This is a genomic window from Sphaerimonospora sp. CA-214678, assembly GCF_050942215.1.
Classification (GTDB): domain Bacteria; phylum Actinomycetota; class Actinomycetes; order Streptosporangiales; family Streptosporangiaceae; genus Sphaerimonospora.
On the sequence record NZ_CP192057.1, the window covers coordinates 113,996 to 129,498 of the forward strand.

A 15,503-nucleotide genomic window follows, 5' to 3' on the forward strand; every position below is an offset into this window, starting at 1 on the left:
GTCTCCGGTCGTCGCCCTGTCGCACCTCTGTCCGACCGGCCAACCCCGCCCCGCGATCGCCGGCAACCCAGGAGAGCCGTATGGGTCAGAGTTCCCACGAGGGCTCGGCAGACGAGTCGCGGGACGACATCCTCTCCGGTTCGGGAGCGCACCTCCTCGAGAGTGGAGGCGGGCCCCGCCGGCCGTACGGCCCGGATGGCATCCACGCCTACGGGCGGATCGACCCGACACGGGCGGTCGCGCTGTGAGCGGCCTGCCCGACGTCCTCCACGCTGCCGACGATTGGCAGCCCGCCATACCGGCCGCTCCCGTCCGGTCCCCGTTCCACGTCTACCTGGACAACCTCAAAAGCGAGGAGTCCAGACGGACCATGCGCGGCTGTCTGAACCGGATCGCCCGCCTCCTGGCCGGTCTCGACGACGAGCAGTGGCAGCGGCTCACGCCCGTACAGCGAAACGAGTTCGGCGTGGAACTGGACTGGTCCCGGCTCACCTACGCCCACACCACGCACATCCGCGCGATGCTCCTGCAGCAGGGGTGGTCCCCCGCGCACATCAACAAGCATCTCAACGCGCTCCGGCGCGTCCTCAAAGAGGCGTGGCGGCTGGGCCTGATGGACTCCGAGACCTACCACCGGGCCGCCGACGTCGAATCCGTCGCCGGCACCCGTGAACCGGCCGGGAACGACGTCCCCCCGGAAGTCGTCGGAGCCCTCCTCGGCGTGTGCGACGCTGAGGCCGTCGACGGTACCGATGCCGGGCTTCTCATCGGCGCCCGCGACGGCGCGATCATCGCGACCCTGTACTCCACCGGATGCCGCCGCTCCGAACTCGCCGCCTTCACCATCGCCGACTACCGGCCGGGTGACCGGTCGCTGAAAGTTCGGGGCAAAGGCGATAAGGAGCGCAGGGTGTATCTCATCCCCGACGCCGTCGGCCGGCTCGAACGGTGGATCGCCGTACGCGGCCGAACCCCCGGCGCTCTGTTCCCGTCCCTGTATAAAGGCGGCCGCATCCGTGTCGACTCGCACGGCAGGCCCAAGCACATGACCCCGCGGGCGCTCGGTACCATCCTCGACGCCCGTTTCCAGGAGGCCGGCACCGCCCGCCGGACCCCGCACGACTTCCGCCGCACCTACGTCGGCGAGCTCCTCGACGCGGGGGTGGATCTGGCCACCGCCCAGTCCCTGGTCGGGCACGCGTCCCCCGCGACCACCGCACGGTACGACCGGCGGCAGGAACGCGCCCGCAAGGCCGCCACCGATCGGCTGACCCTCCCCCAACCTGTCCCGCCCCGCCCGAATGGCTCTTGAGCCCGGGACGCTGCCGGAGCAGATCCGGATGTCGTACGGCGGTCCGATCCCCTGGGCCCAGGCGGTGATCATGACGCTCACCTCGCGCGGCGCCGGTAAACCCTCCATGCGGAAATAAGCACGACTCCCACTGCGACTGTGACAACCGCGGGCCAGGGCACGGCTGCTCCGCCGGCGGCACCACCGGCTGCGTCTCCCGCATTGTCAATGGGAAACGCGCAGACGCCGGGCATTGACTTCCTCCCCTCTCTGAAGGGAGGGGATTCCGACCGTCGCCGGTCGGATCTTCCTGCTTCACCGCCGGTCGCCTCGTCCGAGAGGACTCTCGTTGAGGTCTTACACCAGCTCCACAGGCGTTTTACCTCTCCGCCGGCCCGGCGGCGAGGATGTTACGTGCGGCGTTGACGTCCCGGTCGTGGACCGCCCCGCAGGCGCACTCCCACGACCGGACGTTCAGCGGCATCGCCTCTTGCAGGGTGCCGCACGCCGAGCACAGCTTGCTGCTGGGGAACCACCGGTCCACGGTCACCAGCGTGCGTCCGTACCAGGCGCACTTGTACTCCAGCATCGAGCGGAGTTCCCGCCAGGACGCATCGGAGATGGCGCGGGCCAGGCTGTGGTTGCGGACCATGGTGCGGACGGTCAGGTCTTCCACGGCGATCACTTGGTTCTCGCGAACAAGCCGTGTGGTGACCTTGTGCAGGAAGTCGCGCCGTCGGTCGGTGATCCGCGCGTACACGCGGGCGACCTTCAATCGGGCCTTCTCGCGGTTTTTCGAGCCCTTCTGCTTGCGGGCCAGGGCACGCTGCGCCTTGGCGAGCTTGCGCCGGTCACGCCGCTCATGCCGGGGGTTGGTGACCTTCTCCCCGGTGGAGAGCGTGACCAGGGCGGTGACCCCGGCGTCCACCCCAACCCGGTTCCCACTCGGGTCGAGTGGGCGGATCTTCTCCTCGACCAGAATCGACACGAACCACCGCCCGTCCGCGTCCCTGCTCACGGTGACCGTGGACGGCTCCGCCCCCTCCGGAAGCCGGCGCGACCACACGATGTTCAGCGGGCCGTCCATCTTCGCCAGGAACAGCCGCCCGTCCTTCCAGCGGAACGCGGAGCGGGTGTACTCCGCCGACGCACGCGAGCGCTTACGGGACTTGAACGCTGGGTACTTGGCTCGCTTGGCGAAGAAGTTCGCGAACGCCGCTTGCAGGTGCCGAAGCGCCTGCTGGAGCGGCACGCTGGACACCTCGTTGAGGAACGCCGGTTCCTCGGTGCGCTTCCAGGCGGTGAGCATCGCCGAGGTCTCCACGTAGGAGACCCGGCGGCCCTCTTGGGTGTAGGCGCGGGTCCGCTCCTCAAGAGCCTTGTTGTAGACCAGGCGCACGCACCCGAACGTCCGGGCAAGCTCCTCGGCCTGCTCGGGGGTCGGGTAGAAGCGGTACTTGTACGCCCGCTTCACAAGCTGCGCCATGCCTCACATTTTACCGTACGATCAGCTAAGCATCATGCAGGTGTTCGAGACGGCGGTTCGCCTGGCAGCGAACCGCCTATCCCTGCCCTGCTCCGCAGGGGTCCGATTCCTCCCCCGCCTAAAGGCGGGGGTCTCCTCGGAGGTCCTGATGATGAGATCTTCCACACACGAACGATATAGCGGAGATCACCACCTGAAAGTGAGTTTTTCCGGGGCGGATTCGTACACGTCGGAGGTGACGGGATGATCACCTCCGGGCTGAACAGGCAAATGAGGTTCATAAGCCGACGACATTCGAGGAGGTCGTACGGGAACACCGGACGTCCTGTCGGAGCAGGGGGGAACCGGGAAGAGGTCCGCCGGTCGAAGGCATCCCGATCTTCGGCGGGGAGGGCGGCACGGATGACGCGAGGTGCGGTCGTCGTGGAGCGGCATGCGGATCTCCTCAGGCGTTCGCCCGTGCCTCGGCCCGATGAGGATGCGTGGGCATGGTCGGCTCTGTCTTGCCGGTCAGGGCCATTCGAGGCGGACGAGGAGGGTCTCACGCTGTTCTTCGAGGACGACGTAGGTGGCGAGGCCGCGTTCGCCGAAAGTGTGGGTGAGCATGTTCGATCTCGGCTTCGCCCGGTTGTACGGTTCCCCGCTCCACGGAGCGGTCTCCAGCAGAGTGAACAACTCCGCGAGCGGGCGCAGCGCCTCGTCCGGTAGCGCGGCGATCTGCTCTTCGGCGACCGGATCGACGATGAGCTGGTACACCTAAGCGTTGATTCCGCGAGCGGCAAGGATCTCGCGCCACGGCCTGCCCTCGGGACGGGGTCCTCCGGACAGCACCTGCTCGGCCCGGTCGTGCATCTGCCGCCGGCCTTCGGGGTCCCGTACGGAGTCGCAGGCGGAGATCCACCACCGGTGCACGAACGCGTTCAGTGCTCCGAGTTCGAGGCTGACCCGCACTTCGTCGAGCACCGCCTTCAGCCCGGCATCGAAGGCCTCGCGGTCTTCCGGGATGACCAGGGCGCCACGTATGGCTCGCAGGTTCTTCTCCGGCAACGGCGTCTCGCCCGGCACGAAGTCGTACGGCTGCGCGGTCATGGCCTGCTCCCTTCCCCGCCTATAGAGAGTACAGAGCCGAGACGACATCTTCGGCGAAGATCCACGCGGGGGCCGGGAAGACCGCCGGAGGCGTGGACGAGGGCGACATGTCAGCCCGGCCCGGAACCGGCGAACGCGCAGGCACGGCGCACCGATGGGCGGCGGTCTCACCGGTACTGACAGGTCGGTACGGCTCCCCCCGTTCTCGGCGTGGCCGGGGATCGGGGCCTTCGCATCCCGGCCGGGTGGCCGCAGGCGGCACCCCATCCCGGCGGCCGACTATGCGCCGGCTTAGCCCGTCCCCGCAACCCGGGTTCTCGCCCGCGCTCGGCTGCGGGCTGCGGTGGGCGAGTGGTGGCCGTTGAAGATCTTTTGCTGCGCAAAACATCTTCAACGGCCACCAGCACCCGGGTTGCGGGTCCGGTCACACCGTCGCTCCGTCTGCCTTTTCGCCGGGACGGGGCAGCCGCCGAAACAGCTCCCCCTCCGGTCAAGGACGCAAGAAACCCGTGTGGCGGCAGTGCCACGGCGAGGGGGAGGGGACCCGTGCTCGACATCCACATCAGCCTTACCGGCAGGATCGCCTACGACCCGCGATTCTTCCCGTCCGATCACGAGGCGCCGGCCATGTGGTCGGCGGTGCTGGAGGTCAACGGGCCTCCCACGCCGCGCCGGGACGGCTCGACCTACATCCCCACGCGCCGGGTGGAGGTCGTCGTCTACGGTGTCGCGGCGATCCGCGCGCAGGAGTCGTACCGCAAGGGCCAGCTCATCATGGCCCAGGGCTGTGACCTGATCCCGCGCACGTATGAGACCCGGGACCGCGCCGGCAAGCCGACCGTACGGGCCACGGTCAAGGTGATCGCCGCCAATCTCGGGCTGGCCTCCCGCTACAGCCCGGTCCACGAGGGCACCGCCGACTGGCCGGTCGACGCCTCGCCGCGCCGTCTGGCCCAGGGCGCCTCCGCGGTCGCCGCCGAGGAGCCCGCTGCCTCCTTCGCCGGCTGACCTCCTCCTGCGGGCGGCCCGCGCCACCGGGCCGCTCGTACGGCTCCGCGTTCGCAAACGCTCCTCCCGCCGCTGGCAGGCCGTGTTGTACAGCTCTGCCTGCCCTTTTTGTCCTGTACCGCCATTTCGAAAGGAGTCCGCAGTGTCCACGACAACCGTCCCCGAGGGGGAGACCGACCTGGGTGAGGCCGAGGGTCTGCGCCTGGTCCGGATCCCACTCGCCCTTCTCGACCACCACCCGGACAACGTCCGGGCCGATTTCGCGCTGACGGAGGCCTTCTGCCAGTCGCTTGCCGCCGAGCAGCAGGTGCCGGTGCACGTCATCCCGATCCCCGCCGACCACGAGCGGGCCGACGGGGAGGAGAGCTACCGGTTCTGGGTGACCAAGGGCAACCGGCGCCTGGCAGCCGCCCGCAGCACGGAACTGCCCGGCCTGCTGTGCCTGATCGACCTGGCCAAGGCCGGCGACCGTGCCGGCCAGTTCATCGACATGGTGGTGGAGAACGACGACGACTACCGGCGCGGGCTGACCGCCTTCGAGCAGGCCCAGGCGCTGTTCGAGGCGCACCAGGCCGGCGCGAGCCGTACCCGCCTCCAGCGAGCCACCGGCCGCAACCGCCGGCAGATCAGCGAGGCTCTCACTGTCGGTGGCCTTTCGGCACAGGCTCGGCAGGCCGCCCGCCAGATGGACTATGAGTGGACGCTGGAGGACCTGGCGCTGCTGGCCGAGTTCGACGGCGACGAAGAGGGCCTCGCGGAGATCCACGAGCGGCTCCGCTGGGGAGGCAAGGTCCGCTACGTGGTCGAGCGCGTCCGCACCGAACGGGCTGAGGCCGCCGAGCACGCTCGGCTGCGGGCCGAGCTGGAACAGTCGGGCATTACCGTCACCGAGCAGCTTCCGCCGGGCGCGCTCACGCTCGCCCGCCTGACCGACGCCGTCGACGGCTTCGACCCCGAGACGCACGCCACCTGCGGTGGGCACGGGGTGTACTTCCGTTCGTTCGACAAGACCACTCCGGTGGCCTACTGCACCACCCCGGATCAGCACGGCCACGCCGTACCGGCATCTCCCGTGGTGACTGGCACGGCCGAACCGGCCAAGGCCGATGACCTTGAGCGCAGGCTCGTCATCGAGGGCAACCGGGCGTGGAAGGCCAGTGCCGTCGTACGCCAGGAATGGGTAGCCGCCCTGCTGGCCCGCACCACCGCACCCAGGCCGGTCCTGGCCTGGGTCGCCCGGCAGCTGGTGGAGATGCCCAATCCGCTGCGTGACAAGCTCACCGCTGCCCGGCACAGCCCGCTGTGGGCCACCCTCACCGGAAACTTCCGCGTGGAGAGTGCCGCCACCGTCCGGCCGGGACGGCTGCCGCTGCTGGCCCTGGCACCGATCGCCGTGGCTTACGAGCACCAGCTGACCGTCCCGGACACAGCCAGATACACCTGGCGGCAGGACCGATCCGGCCCGGTCGGCCGCGCCGACGCCCAGAGGTACCTGTCCCTGCTGGCCGAACTCGGCTACCCGCCCACCCCGATCGAGCAGGCGATCATCGACGGTCTGCCGTACCGCGGTGACGCCCCCGTCGATGGGGAGCCGGAGCTCGACTCGTCGGTCGGCGGCGCGGACGTCGACAGCCGGTCGTTCGATGAGGCCGAGACGAACGGCAGCGAGCCCGCGACGGACGTCGACGCCTGGGTTGACCCCGAAACCGACTGCGACGCCGACGACGGCACGCCGTACTCGGCGGCGGCCTGACTCACGATCGAGGGCGCGCGCCGAACGTCCAGACACGCCCTACGGGCCCGGCCTCACCAGGCCGGGCCTTCCGCTTATCACCCGGAAGGACTCCTGATGACCATCGTCTATCCCGTTCCGCTCACCACCCGCAACGCCGACCTGGGCGACCTGCACGCGCTGCTGCGCGACCAGCACGCCCGCAAGGTCGATGTTCCGGTTGGCGCCGCGCAGATTCGCGCTGTCGGTACGCACCTGGAACTGATCGACACCCCGCCGGTGCTGTCGGATTCCGGCGTCACCGCCAGCACCGGCCTGTACCTGCCGACGGAGATCTGCGACCAGGGCCTGGCCGACAAGCTCGGCATCCCCCTGCCGTACTTGCGGCGACTGCGTGCCGAACGGCCCGGCCTGTACGAGGCCAACGTCAACGGCTGGCTGGAGACCGACGACCGCCGTTTCCTCGTACGCGCGCTGCGCGGCACCGGCGACGGGGTCGGCGTCGCCCGGGCGTTCCTGTCGGACCGCTACAAGATCATCGACAATCTGGACGTCCTCATGGCCGCACTCGACGGGGTACGGCTCGCCGGAGTCGACGTCCGCATCGACGGCTGCGACCTGACCGAACGGCGCATGTACGTCCGTGTGGTGTGCGAGCAGGTCGCCGCACTGGCCCCCGACCTGCTCCGCAACTACCGCAGCCCCTTTACCGGCGTCTCCGGCGCTGACAACCCGCTGGTGTTCGCCGGATTCGTGATCAGCAACAGCGAGACCGGCTGCGGCGCGTTCACCGTCACCCCGCGACTGCTGGTGCAGGTCTGCAACAACGGCCTGACCATCAACGCCGACGCCCACCGCCACGTCCACCTCGGCGGACGCCTCGACGGCGACGAGGGCGACGGCGGCATCGTCCGCTGGAGCGGCGACACCCAGGACAAGAACCTGGCCCTGATCACCGCCAAGACCCGCGACGCCATCACCACCTTCCTGGACATCGACTACGTCAAGGCCAAAATCCGCGAGCTGACCGAGGTCGCTGGCGCCGAGCTTGCCGACCCGGACAAGACCATCCAGACGGTCGCCACCAAGCTGCGATTCACCGAGGAACAGCAGCGCGACATCCTGCGGCACTTCATCCGCGGCGGCGACCTGACCGCCGGCGGTGTGATGCACGCCGTCACCAGCGTCGCCCGGACCATCGACGACGCCGACACCGCCCACGACATGGAAGGCCAGGCACTGCGCGCCCTGCACTTGGCCGCCACCGGCACCTGACCTTCACCGCTCTCGCGCGGGCTCCTTCGGGGTGAGGACCCGTGTGTAGCCGCAGGCGAGGTTCACCGCCCGGCCCGTTCGCCCAGCGCCGGCGAGGCCCCCGCTTCGTGTTCTGGCCGGTCAGTCTCGCAGGCCCGGTCGTCCACGCAACCCGGCTCTCGCTGCGCTCGCCCCGCACGTTCAAGATCTTTTGCCGCGCGGAAAGTCGGCTCCACCCCGCACCCGCGCATCGAACCCGCCCGCGGCAAAACATCTTGCCCATACGGCGCCGCCCGGTTGCCCTTCCTCCCTTCCGCCTGCGTGCCCTCCCTCACCAGAACACGACGCGGACGTCCGACAGGAGTCCGGGCGAAAGGAGCAGGCATGAACCTCACCCTCGACCTCCCTCTCCAGCTCACCGACCTCACCGGCTGCGGTCGCTGCGGCGAGACGACCCCGATCGAGCAGCTGTTCCGCTGCGCCGACCGGACCTTGATCTGCCACGACTGCGTGACCGCGGCCGTCGAGGCCCACCGCCTGGCGGCTGTAGCCAGCCGAGAGATCTAGGAACCACCCCGCGGGCGGGGGCCCCAATGCCCCCGCGCGTCCCGTCCCGATCCCCACCCGATCACGGTCCAAGGAGGACATCTGATGGCCAACGAGACCGCCATCACCATCGTCGGCAACCTCGTCGACGACCCCGAGTTCCGTTTCACCAACAGCGGCCAGGCCGTCGTACGGTTCCGCATCGCGGCCAACGAGCGGTACGTCGACCGCCAGACAGGGGAGTGGAAAGACGGCGGCAGCCTCTTCCTGACCTGCAACGCCTGGCGTGAGCTCGGCGAACATGTCGCCGAGTCCCTCCAGCGTGGCATGCGCGTCATCGTCCAGGGCCGCCTGCGCCAGCGCAGCTACGAGACCGACACCGGGGACAAGCGCACCGTCTACGAGATCGAGGTCGACGAGATCGGCCCCGCCCTCCGCTTCGCCATCGCGAAAGTGACCAAGGTCAAACGCGGCCAGCAGACCGCCCAGATCCCCCAGCAGGATCCGTGGCCGCCCGTCACGCCGATCCCAACAGCCACCACCACCACCGCCACCGTCGGCGCCCCTGGCTTCTGATCGCAGCGCGGTGGCCGTACCGTCTCGTACGGTCCCCTCGCGGCAGGGCGGAACCGGGAAGAGAGGACGCACACCAGGGAAACATCGTATGGTTATCGTATGACGACGAAGCCTGTCAGCGTGACCATCGAGGAGCACCTGCTCGAGTACGCCAACGCCGAGGTGGCCGCCGGCCGGGCCCGGTCGGTGTCGGCCGTGGTCAACGCCGCCTTGGCGCGGCAGGCCGAGGCCGACCGCGAGGCCGACGCCGCGGTGCGCACCGCGGTGCAGACGGTCCGCTCGGACCCCGCGGCCACGGCTAAGGTACGGCGTATGACCGCCCACCTGCTGACACAGCGCGAGCAGGCCGGCCTGGGGGCCGCTGGATGACCCCTCGCGGGTACGTCCTGGACACCACCGTGGTGTCGGAGATCGCGCGGGGGGACCTACCGCTGATCACGATGCTGTTCGAGCTGGACGAGCACGGGATGCAGCTGGTGGTGCCGGCGCTTGTGGTGGCGGCGGTGGCCGCAGAGATGGGTGGCAGCGACGAGAGCGGGTTCCTGCCGGCGGTGCGGGGCATCGCCCGGCTGGACCATGGGGCGTACGGGGCCCTGGGCGGGTTCGACGACGCACTCGAGCTCGGACAGGCCGCCGCGCGGCTGAGTGACAAGCGGTCCTGGGAGGACGCGCACACCATGGTGCTGGCCCGGCGGGATGGCGTGGACATCCTCACTCTGGACGCTGGCCGCTGGTCGGAGCTGGAGCTGGATGGGGTGCAGGTCGCGGAAATCGCCGACCCCGACGAGTAGCCTTCGATTCAATGCCGGTCGTGTCGTGCTCCTGGAACGACTCATCCGCCCAGGCGATGCCCGCCCTCACTCGGCATCGTCCCCAGGGGCGTCCTCGGGGTCAGGCCCGTAGCGGTCGCGGGTATAGATCTTGTCCACATACGCCGGCAGCACACCACACAGCGTGACAGAACGTGACGTGGCGTGCGCCTCGTTCGAGGGCGCTGCCACCGTCGTTTTCCCCCAACCGACCAGGGCCGTGGCCGGCGGGCGGAAACACAGTGGATGCCGGGGAGGATACGGGCGCCACGACGCCCAGGTCATGGGCGGAGCGGGATGCAGGATAATCCGTGATCGGGGCGCCACTGTGCTCAGGAATTCGTGCTGAACGGCAGGTGCCCTTGAGGCTGACCGACATATCGGGCGCCGTTGAGGCTGGCTCCAAAAAAGCCTGTGCCCTGGGGATCGTCTTGCGACGATAGAGCCCGGGCTTACATGTCTCAGGCTGCCGGCGGCCGAAGTCGTTCGGCAGCCGTGACAGGTGGGCGCGGGCGATGTGGTGGTGACCGGGCCCGGAAATGGCTTAGCCCCGGCGACATGATCCGAAGATCAGCGGTCCACCGGGGCTTGTCGTGAGTAACTATACCCACCCGAACCCGAAGGAGATACAGCGTGGCGTACGCTTCCCCGTTCCCCGGCACCGGTCCGTGGGTGGAGGGCTGGCTCAGCCCAGCCCGCTACGGGGTGTATCTGGCCGAGGAGGCCGGCGACCGTGGCCGAGCGCTGGAGCTGTACGAGTGGAACAGCGCACTGTCCTGCGCCGTGCTGCACGACCTGGGGCACTTCGAGGTCGCGCTGCGCAACGCCTACGCCGCGGCGCTGGATGCGAGTTGGTCGGGTGCGGGTGCGGCGCACTGGCTCGACGACCCGGCCAGCCCGCTGCGAGCTCCGCTGCTGCGCACGAAGAAGGGCGGCCGGCGCGGTACTCGTCGCGTCGACGTCAACGAGAAGGCACGCCAGGCGATCGACGCCGCGCGGAACCGCTACGGCGTGCACGCGCCGCCCGGGAAGATCATCGCGGAGCTGCCGCTGGGCCTGTGGCGGTACCTCTCCTCCGCCGCGCACGAAAAGACGTTGTGGGTTCCATACCTGCACCGGGCCTTCCCGGCGCGGACGAGTCGGGTGGTGGTCGACCGGAAGATCGGTGACCTGCACGAGTTGCGCAACCGGGCTGCGCACTGGGAGCCGCTGCTGGCCGCCCCGGTGGCCCGTCGGATGAGCGATCTGGCGTGGGTAGCCGGATTACTCGGCCCGGAGCTGGCCGCCTACATCCAGCACCACAGCGACGTGGTCGATCTGCTGGCCAAACGGCCCTGATTTTCCGCGGATGAGCCTCAGGTCGGTGAGGTGGAACAACTGCGAGGCGTTCTCGGTGAGCAGGTGCGCGATCGGCTCGGGCTTCAGCGCGATCCGGGTCAGGTGCGCCGGATGGAGTGGCACTTCCTCCACGACGTACTGGCCGCGGGACGGGTCGGCGAACTCGGGCCCGGTCCGTCGGTCGGGATCCCATGATTCGATCCGGCCGAGGAAGAAGTATTGCCGCTCCTCGTCGGTCTCCAGGATATGGATCAGGGCGTTGATGGTGGGCTGTCCGGCGAGCTCTTCGTCGATCTCCCGGAGCAGTGCTACTTCCAAGGTGGCGTCGTCTGGTTCGACTCCGCCGCCGGGCAGCACCCAGTACGGGTCCACCTCGGGACGGACACGTTTGATCGTCAGCAGGCGTCCGCCCGGGGTGATGAGGATGCCTCGTACGCGTTCCTTCACGGGGACAACGGTCCTTCCGGTCAGTGCAGGAGCCAGCCGCCGTCGACGTGCAGAGACTGGCCGGTGATGAACGACGCCTCGGGCCCTGCCAGGTACGCTACCGTGCCGGCGACATCATCCGGCTGTCCTCTGCGTTCCATGCATTGGCGTGCCACCTGTGTGTCCGGTGGTGTCCGGTCACTGGCAGGGAGCGTGGTTTCCCGCTCCACCTCGATAGGTCCGGGCACGACGGTGTTGACGGTGATTGCGTAGGGGCCGAGCTCGCGGGCGAGTGATCGGGTGAATCTGATCAGGCCGGCTTTGGCCGCGGCGTAGGCGACCAGTCCTGTTCGGCCGGCCCGGGCGGTGATCGAGCCGATGTTGATGATCCGTCCGCAGTGTCGGGTGACCATGCCGGGGGTGAATGCTTTCGCGCACCGGTAGTGCACGGTCAGGTTGAGGTGCAGTGCTTGTTCCCAGGCGTCTTCGTCGAGGTCGGTCCAGGGAGTTCGGGGGTAGCCGCCGGCGTTGTTGATCAGGATGTCGACCGGGCCAAGTTGTTCGTGGACCGTATCGGCCAGAGTGCGCACCTCGCCGGGGCGGGTGAGATCGGCCTTGACGATGACGGCCGTGCGGCACGCCTCCCGCACACGAGCGGCCACGTCCAGTGCTTCGTACTCCTGATGCCCTGGATGGTTGATCACGATGCTGGCGCCGGTACGGCCGAGCGCCACGGCGATGGCGGCGCCGATTCCCGTGGCCGAGCCGGTGACAACGGCGACCTGGCCGTCCAGAGGGCGGGTGACAGAGCTGTCCATCACTGCTCCCGGGGAGAGGATTGGTCGGTTGCGGCGAAGTCGTCCAGTCGGGTGCCCGAGTGGAGCACTTGCACGAGTTTCAGCAGGCAGACGGCTGCGTCCGGGTAGGTCATCCGGGTGATCGGGATGACGCCGAGGATGCGTACCGCAAGCCACGCTCGCATGGCGGCCAGCGGATCGCGGTGTGGGCCGCAGATCAGCTCGCCGATGTCGCCGTGCAGGCGCCGTAGCAGCGCGGCGATCGCGGCGTTTCGCCCGACGCCCGCCCGCACCTGCGCGGCGATGTGCACCTGCCCGTCCTGGACGTGCAGGTACGTCACGGCGGGTGGCAGCGGCCGTCCGGGGGCGTGGACGGTGCGGGCGTAGGTCACCGGCTTGTACCGGGGCACCAGCCAGCCGCCCATCGCCAGCAAGTACCACAGCAGGGTCGCCGCCTCCCCAGCCAGCGCGTTACGCCCCGCGTGTTCGTAGTCGAGCCAGCGCATCGGGGCGGCGATGTTCGGCTCGGTGGGGTCACCTTGGGTGACCGCGGTCGGACATCGCCTGTCTGCGGCCAGATCGGTACGGAGCCGGGCCAGCCGGGCGGGCAGGTTCACCGTGGTCGTGGCGGCACCGGTGTCGACCACGATCGGGGGCATACGCCCGTACCAGGTGTCGAGGCGACCACCGGGGGCGAGTCTGGCGGCGTACAGCCCCGGCCGGCACTGTCCGATCGGGGCGGTGCGGCCGGTGGTGGTGGCGGCCTGGGCCCAGTTGTCGCAGATCGCGTCGACGAGCGCTGTCGCGGCAGGCGCCTGGGCGGGGTCGCGGTCGGCGTCGGCGATGACGTCAGCCAGCAGGCGGGTGCACCGCCCGGTGGCGAACACGTCCTCGTAGATCAGGGTACGGCGGCCGCCGGGTGCGGCATGACCACCCAGCAGGGCTGCCACCGGTAGGTGCCCTCTGATGGACCGCCAGCCTTCCAGTTCGCGGTGTGCCCGCTTCAGCGGCATGGTCTTGCGGAACGTGCCGTCGGCGTGGCAGGCAAAACCACCGGCAGGATCGGCGATCGGGAGTGCTGCAGCCATCTTGGGGGTCACGAGGTGGCCTCCACGCCGGTCAGCCACCACCGCAGCACCTGCTCGGCGAGCCAGAGGGCCGCTGCCGAGTCGACGCACGGGTCCGCCGGGGCCGGCAGGCCGGCGAATTCGGCGAACGCCTCAAGCGCATCGGCGTCGCTGGGCTGCACCTGCCCTTCGCACCGCAGCACGATCTTCGCCAGCAGCGCGGCCGTCTTGTACACGACGCGGATGTCGATGGGGTAGGCCAGCAGGGCCCGCCGCAGGCCGAACGCCGCGGTCGCGCCCTCGTGCCGGTTGCGAGCGGCGACCATTCGGCCGTCGGGGTGGGGAAGGCGGAACCCCGGCACAGCCCACAGCACCGGCACCTCCCCGGCCGTGATCGACGTGATCGCGTACAGCAGGCGAGAGGTCAGGGCGCCCGCACGGATCTCCCCCGGTGTGATCACGCTGAGGCCGAGCTTGACGCCATCCAGCCGGTCACGCTCCTGCCGCAGGGCCGCTGCGATGCGGGGTGTAGCGGCAGGGTCAGCGACGAGGAGCACGTCCAGGTCGCTCCACCCGCTGCGGAATTCACCTCGGCCGCCGGACCCCGTCACCGCGATCATCTGCACGTACGGAGCGGGACTGGTGAGGGCTGCCAGCATGCTGTCGAGGAAACCGGCGAGATGGGCGGGCAACCCCAAGTCGGGCACAATGATCCGCCGGGGGCTGCGGTCGGGCCACAATCGCCGCCGCACCATGAGGTCCAGCGCGTGGAACAGCTCAGTGCGGGAGCGATCGTTGCCGATGACTAAATCGGCTATGCCGAGGACGCGGTCGGCCCCGCGCTCCCGCTTGATCGTGTCCCGTTGGACGACGTCGCCGGGACCTCGGTTGCCGCGTCGGCACCGTATGTCCGGGGACGCGTGAAGATATGCCACGGTCAGCGCCGGGCCGAGGAGCTTGCCGAGCTCCCGTGTCAGGTCGGCCCTGTGCAGGCTTTCGATGCTGAGGTGGCGCTGGTAGTGGTGCGCAGCGGCGTACCGGTCGAGTTCCAGCACCAGCAACTCGGCCAGCTCGACCGGCGGCAGGGCGTACACGTCGGCGATGCGGTGGCGGGCGGCGGCGCAGTCCAGCAAGTAGCCGATTTTCAGCCGGGCGAACCCGTGCTCGTGCTGCAGGTACTCCCCCGCGGTGGACTTGCCGCTCTCCGACATGCCTCCCAGGGCGACAGTCCACCGCTGGGTGATGACAGGCTGAGCAATCGGCATCGATGTCTGTTCCAGCCGTGCGCACAGGTCGCCGTGCACCGCCATGATCGACCGGTCGCCGACGACGATCGGGGTGTCGTGCGGGCGGTGGTGGAGGTGCTCATTGAGAGCGACCTGGTAGCGGCGGTAGACGTCGGTGACGGCGCGTTCGCGAGACAGGGCCACCTCGGCGCCCCGCAGCGGGTCGGCGTGATGCAGGAGCAGCACCTCCCGTTCGGCGTGATGGGCCTTGGCGATGTCGGACGCGTACGGCGCCAGCAGGCGGGCCGCCCGATCGGCGGCGACCGGGAACGGAACCTCGTCTCGGGCGGCCACGGTGGCCGCGACGGACGCGCCGAGCATGCTCATGCCCCGGTCCAGCAGCAGGACCTGGCCCGGTGGGCTGGACCGGGCCGCGGCCGCGCGTGTCAGGTAGGAGCACGCCAGCACGTCCACGACTTCACCGATCGAGGCCGAGTGGAACCACCACGCGGCCAGGCCCTGACGTTTCGCCTCCGCCCACCGGGTGTCATAGCCGTCCAGTGGGCCGAGATCGCAGGTGCCGTAGCGACGGGTGAGGAGCCTGACCTGGGTGGTCTTCCCGACATTGTCGGGTCCGCTGACGGCCACGGCGGGCAAGGGGGCGTCAGGCATCACGGCCTCCCGGCGGGGTGGAGAGTGTGGGTGCGGAAGGTCGCCCAGTCGCGGGTGAGGGTGCTCAGCCGCCCGCTGGGGCCGGCTCCGTCGGCCGGTTCGACCCGGTCGCCGTCCGCGGGGGTGGGTACGGCCGAGCGGATTTCCTGGCCGACCCGGTGGAAGTAGATCATCAGGTAGTTCATC

General features: G+C 69.5%; 17 protein-coding genes and 1 pseudogene. 10 read left to right on the plus strand and 8 right to left on the minus strand.

The window, feature by feature from the left end:
* The first annotated feature begins 80 nt into the window (after positions 1-80).
* Together ACQP1K_RS29190 and ACQP1K_RS29195 are read left to right on the plus strand one after the other, a co-directional pair.
* Positions 81-248 (plus strand): hypothetical protein, encoded by a 168-nt coding sequence (locus ACQP1K_RS29190; protein WP_433501714.1) that lies wholly within the window; start codon positions 81-83, stop codon positions 246-248.
* A complete protein-coding gene (locus tag ACQP1K_RS29195) occupies positions 245-1,312 on the plus strand; it encodes a tyrosine-type recombinase/integrase (protein ID WP_433501715.1) in 1,068 nt (355 codons plus the stop codon). Before ACQP1K_RS29190 ends, ACQP1K_RS29195 begins: the two co-directional genes overlap by 4 nt.
* Positions 1,313-1,516: 204 nt before the next feature.
* Here the strand turns inward: ACQP1K_RS29195 and ACQP1K_RS29200 are convergent.
* The 3 genes and pseudogenes from ACQP1K_RS29200 to ACQP1K_RS29210 all read right to left on the minus strand — a co-directional run bounded on the left by ACQP1K_RS29200 (position 1,517) and on the right by ACQP1K_RS29210 (position 3,866).
* A pseudogene (locus ACQP1K_RS29200) lies at positions 1,517-2,777 on the minus strand (RNA-guided endonuclease InsQ/TnpB family protein).
* 510 nt (positions 2,778-3,287) lie between these two features.
* Entirely contained in the window at positions 3,288-3,533 is a 246-nt protein-coding gene (locus tag ACQP1K_RS29205) for a hypothetical protein (protein WP_433501716.1), read from the minus strand.
* Positions 3,534-3,866 carry a DUF6247 family protein gene (locus ACQP1K_RS29210; RefSeq protein WP_433501717.1) on the minus strand — a complete coding sequence of 111 codons (333 nt, stop codon included), beginning with the start codon at positions 3,864-3,866 and terminating at the stop codon, positions 3,534-3,536.
* A 546-nt stretch (positions 3,867-4,412) separates the two neighbouring features.
* Between ACQP1K_RS29210 and ACQP1K_RS29215 the strand changes: the two genes are divergently transcribed.
* From ACQP1K_RS29215 to ACQP1K_RS29250, 8 genes are all read left to right on the plus strand, one after another.
* Entirely contained in the window at positions 4,413-4,874 is a 462-nt protein-coding gene (locus ACQP1K_RS29215; protein ID WP_433501718.1) for a single-stranded DNA-binding protein, read from the plus strand.
* 142 nt (positions 4,875-5,016) lie between these two features.
* On the plus strand, positions 5,017-6,627 hold the full coding sequence (locus tag ACQP1K_RS29220) for a ParB/RepB/Spo0J family partition protein (protein ID WP_433501719.1): 1,611 nt from the start codon (positions 5,017-5,019) through the stop codon (positions 6,625-6,627).
* Between the two features lie 96 nt (positions 6,628-6,723).
* Positions 6,724-7,881: a DUF932 domain-containing protein gene (locus tag ACQP1K_RS29225; protein ID WP_433501720.1), complete on the plus strand. Its 1,158-nt coding sequence runs from the start codon at positions 6,724-6,726 to the stop codon at positions 7,879-7,881.
* Positions 7,882-8,244: 363 nt separating this feature from the next.
* Positions 8,245-8,427, plus strand: coding sequence for a hypothetical protein (locus tag ACQP1K_RS29230; protein WP_433501721.1), 183 nt, complete (start codon positions 8,245-8,247; stop codon positions 8,425-8,427).
* A gap of 84 nt (positions 8,428-8,511) precedes the next feature.
* A complete protein-coding gene (locus tag ACQP1K_RS29235; RefSeq protein ID WP_433501722.1) occupies positions 8,512-8,982 on the plus strand; it encodes a single-stranded DNA-binding protein in 471 nt (156 codons plus the stop codon).
* Between the two features lie 99 nt (positions 8,983-9,081).
* Positions 9,082-9,351, plus strand: a complete 270-nt coding sequence (locus ACQP1K_RS29240) for a type II toxin-antitoxin system ParD family antitoxin (protein ID WP_433501723.1) — start codon at positions 9,082-9,084, stop codon at positions 9,349-9,351.
* Entirely contained in the window at positions 9,348-9,773 is a 426-nt protein-coding gene (locus tag ACQP1K_RS29245; protein WP_433501724.1) for a hypothetical protein, read from the plus strand. Before ACQP1K_RS29240 ends, ACQP1K_RS29245 begins: the two co-directional genes overlap by 4 nt.
* Before the next feature lie 651 nt (positions 9,774-10,424).
* A complete protein-coding gene (locus ACQP1K_RS29250; protein WP_433501725.1) occupies positions 10,425-11,129 on the plus strand; it encodes a hypothetical protein in 705 nt (234 codons plus the stop codon).
* Here ACQP1K_RS29250 and ACQP1K_RS29255 read toward each other — a convergent pair.
* The 5 genes from ACQP1K_RS29255 to ACQP1K_RS29275 are packed head-to-tail and all read right to left on the minus strand — an operon-like array spanning position 11,055 to position 15,502.
* Positions 11,055-11,576 carry an NUDIX hydrolase gene (locus ACQP1K_RS29255; RefSeq protein WP_433501726.1) on the minus strand — a complete coding sequence of 174 codons (522 nt, stop codon included), beginning with the start codon at positions 11,574-11,576 and terminating at the stop codon, positions 11,055-11,057. The two genes, ACQP1K_RS29250 and ACQP1K_RS29255, sit on opposite strands and share 75 nt — an antisense overlap.
* A 20-nt stretch (positions 11,577-11,596) precedes the next feature.
* Positions 11,597-12,373: an SDR family NAD(P)-dependent oxidoreductase gene (locus ACQP1K_RS29260; protein ID WP_433501727.1), complete on the minus strand. Its 777-nt coding sequence runs from the start codon at positions 12,371-12,373 to the stop codon at positions 11,597-11,599.
* On the minus strand, positions 12,373-13,452 hold the full coding sequence (locus ACQP1K_RS29265) for a hypothetical protein (protein WP_433501728.1): 1,080 nt from the start codon (positions 13,450-13,452) through the stop codon (positions 12,373-12,375). Before ACQP1K_RS29265 ends, ACQP1K_RS29260 begins: the two co-directional genes overlap by 1 nt.
* Entirely contained in the window at positions 13,449-15,317 is a 1,869-nt protein-coding gene (locus tag ACQP1K_RS29270) for a nucleotidyltransferase domain-containing protein (protein ID WP_433501729.1), read from the minus strand. Before ACQP1K_RS29270 ends, ACQP1K_RS29265 begins: the two co-directional genes overlap by 4 nt.
* Positions 15,317-15,502, minus strand: a complete 186-nt coding sequence (locus tag ACQP1K_RS29275) for a hypothetical protein (protein ID WP_433501730.1) — start codon at positions 15,500-15,502, stop codon at positions 15,317-15,319. The genes ACQP1K_RS29270 and ACQP1K_RS29275 overlap by 1 nt, the downstream gene beginning before the upstream one ends.
* Position 15,503: the final 1 nt, after the last annotated feature.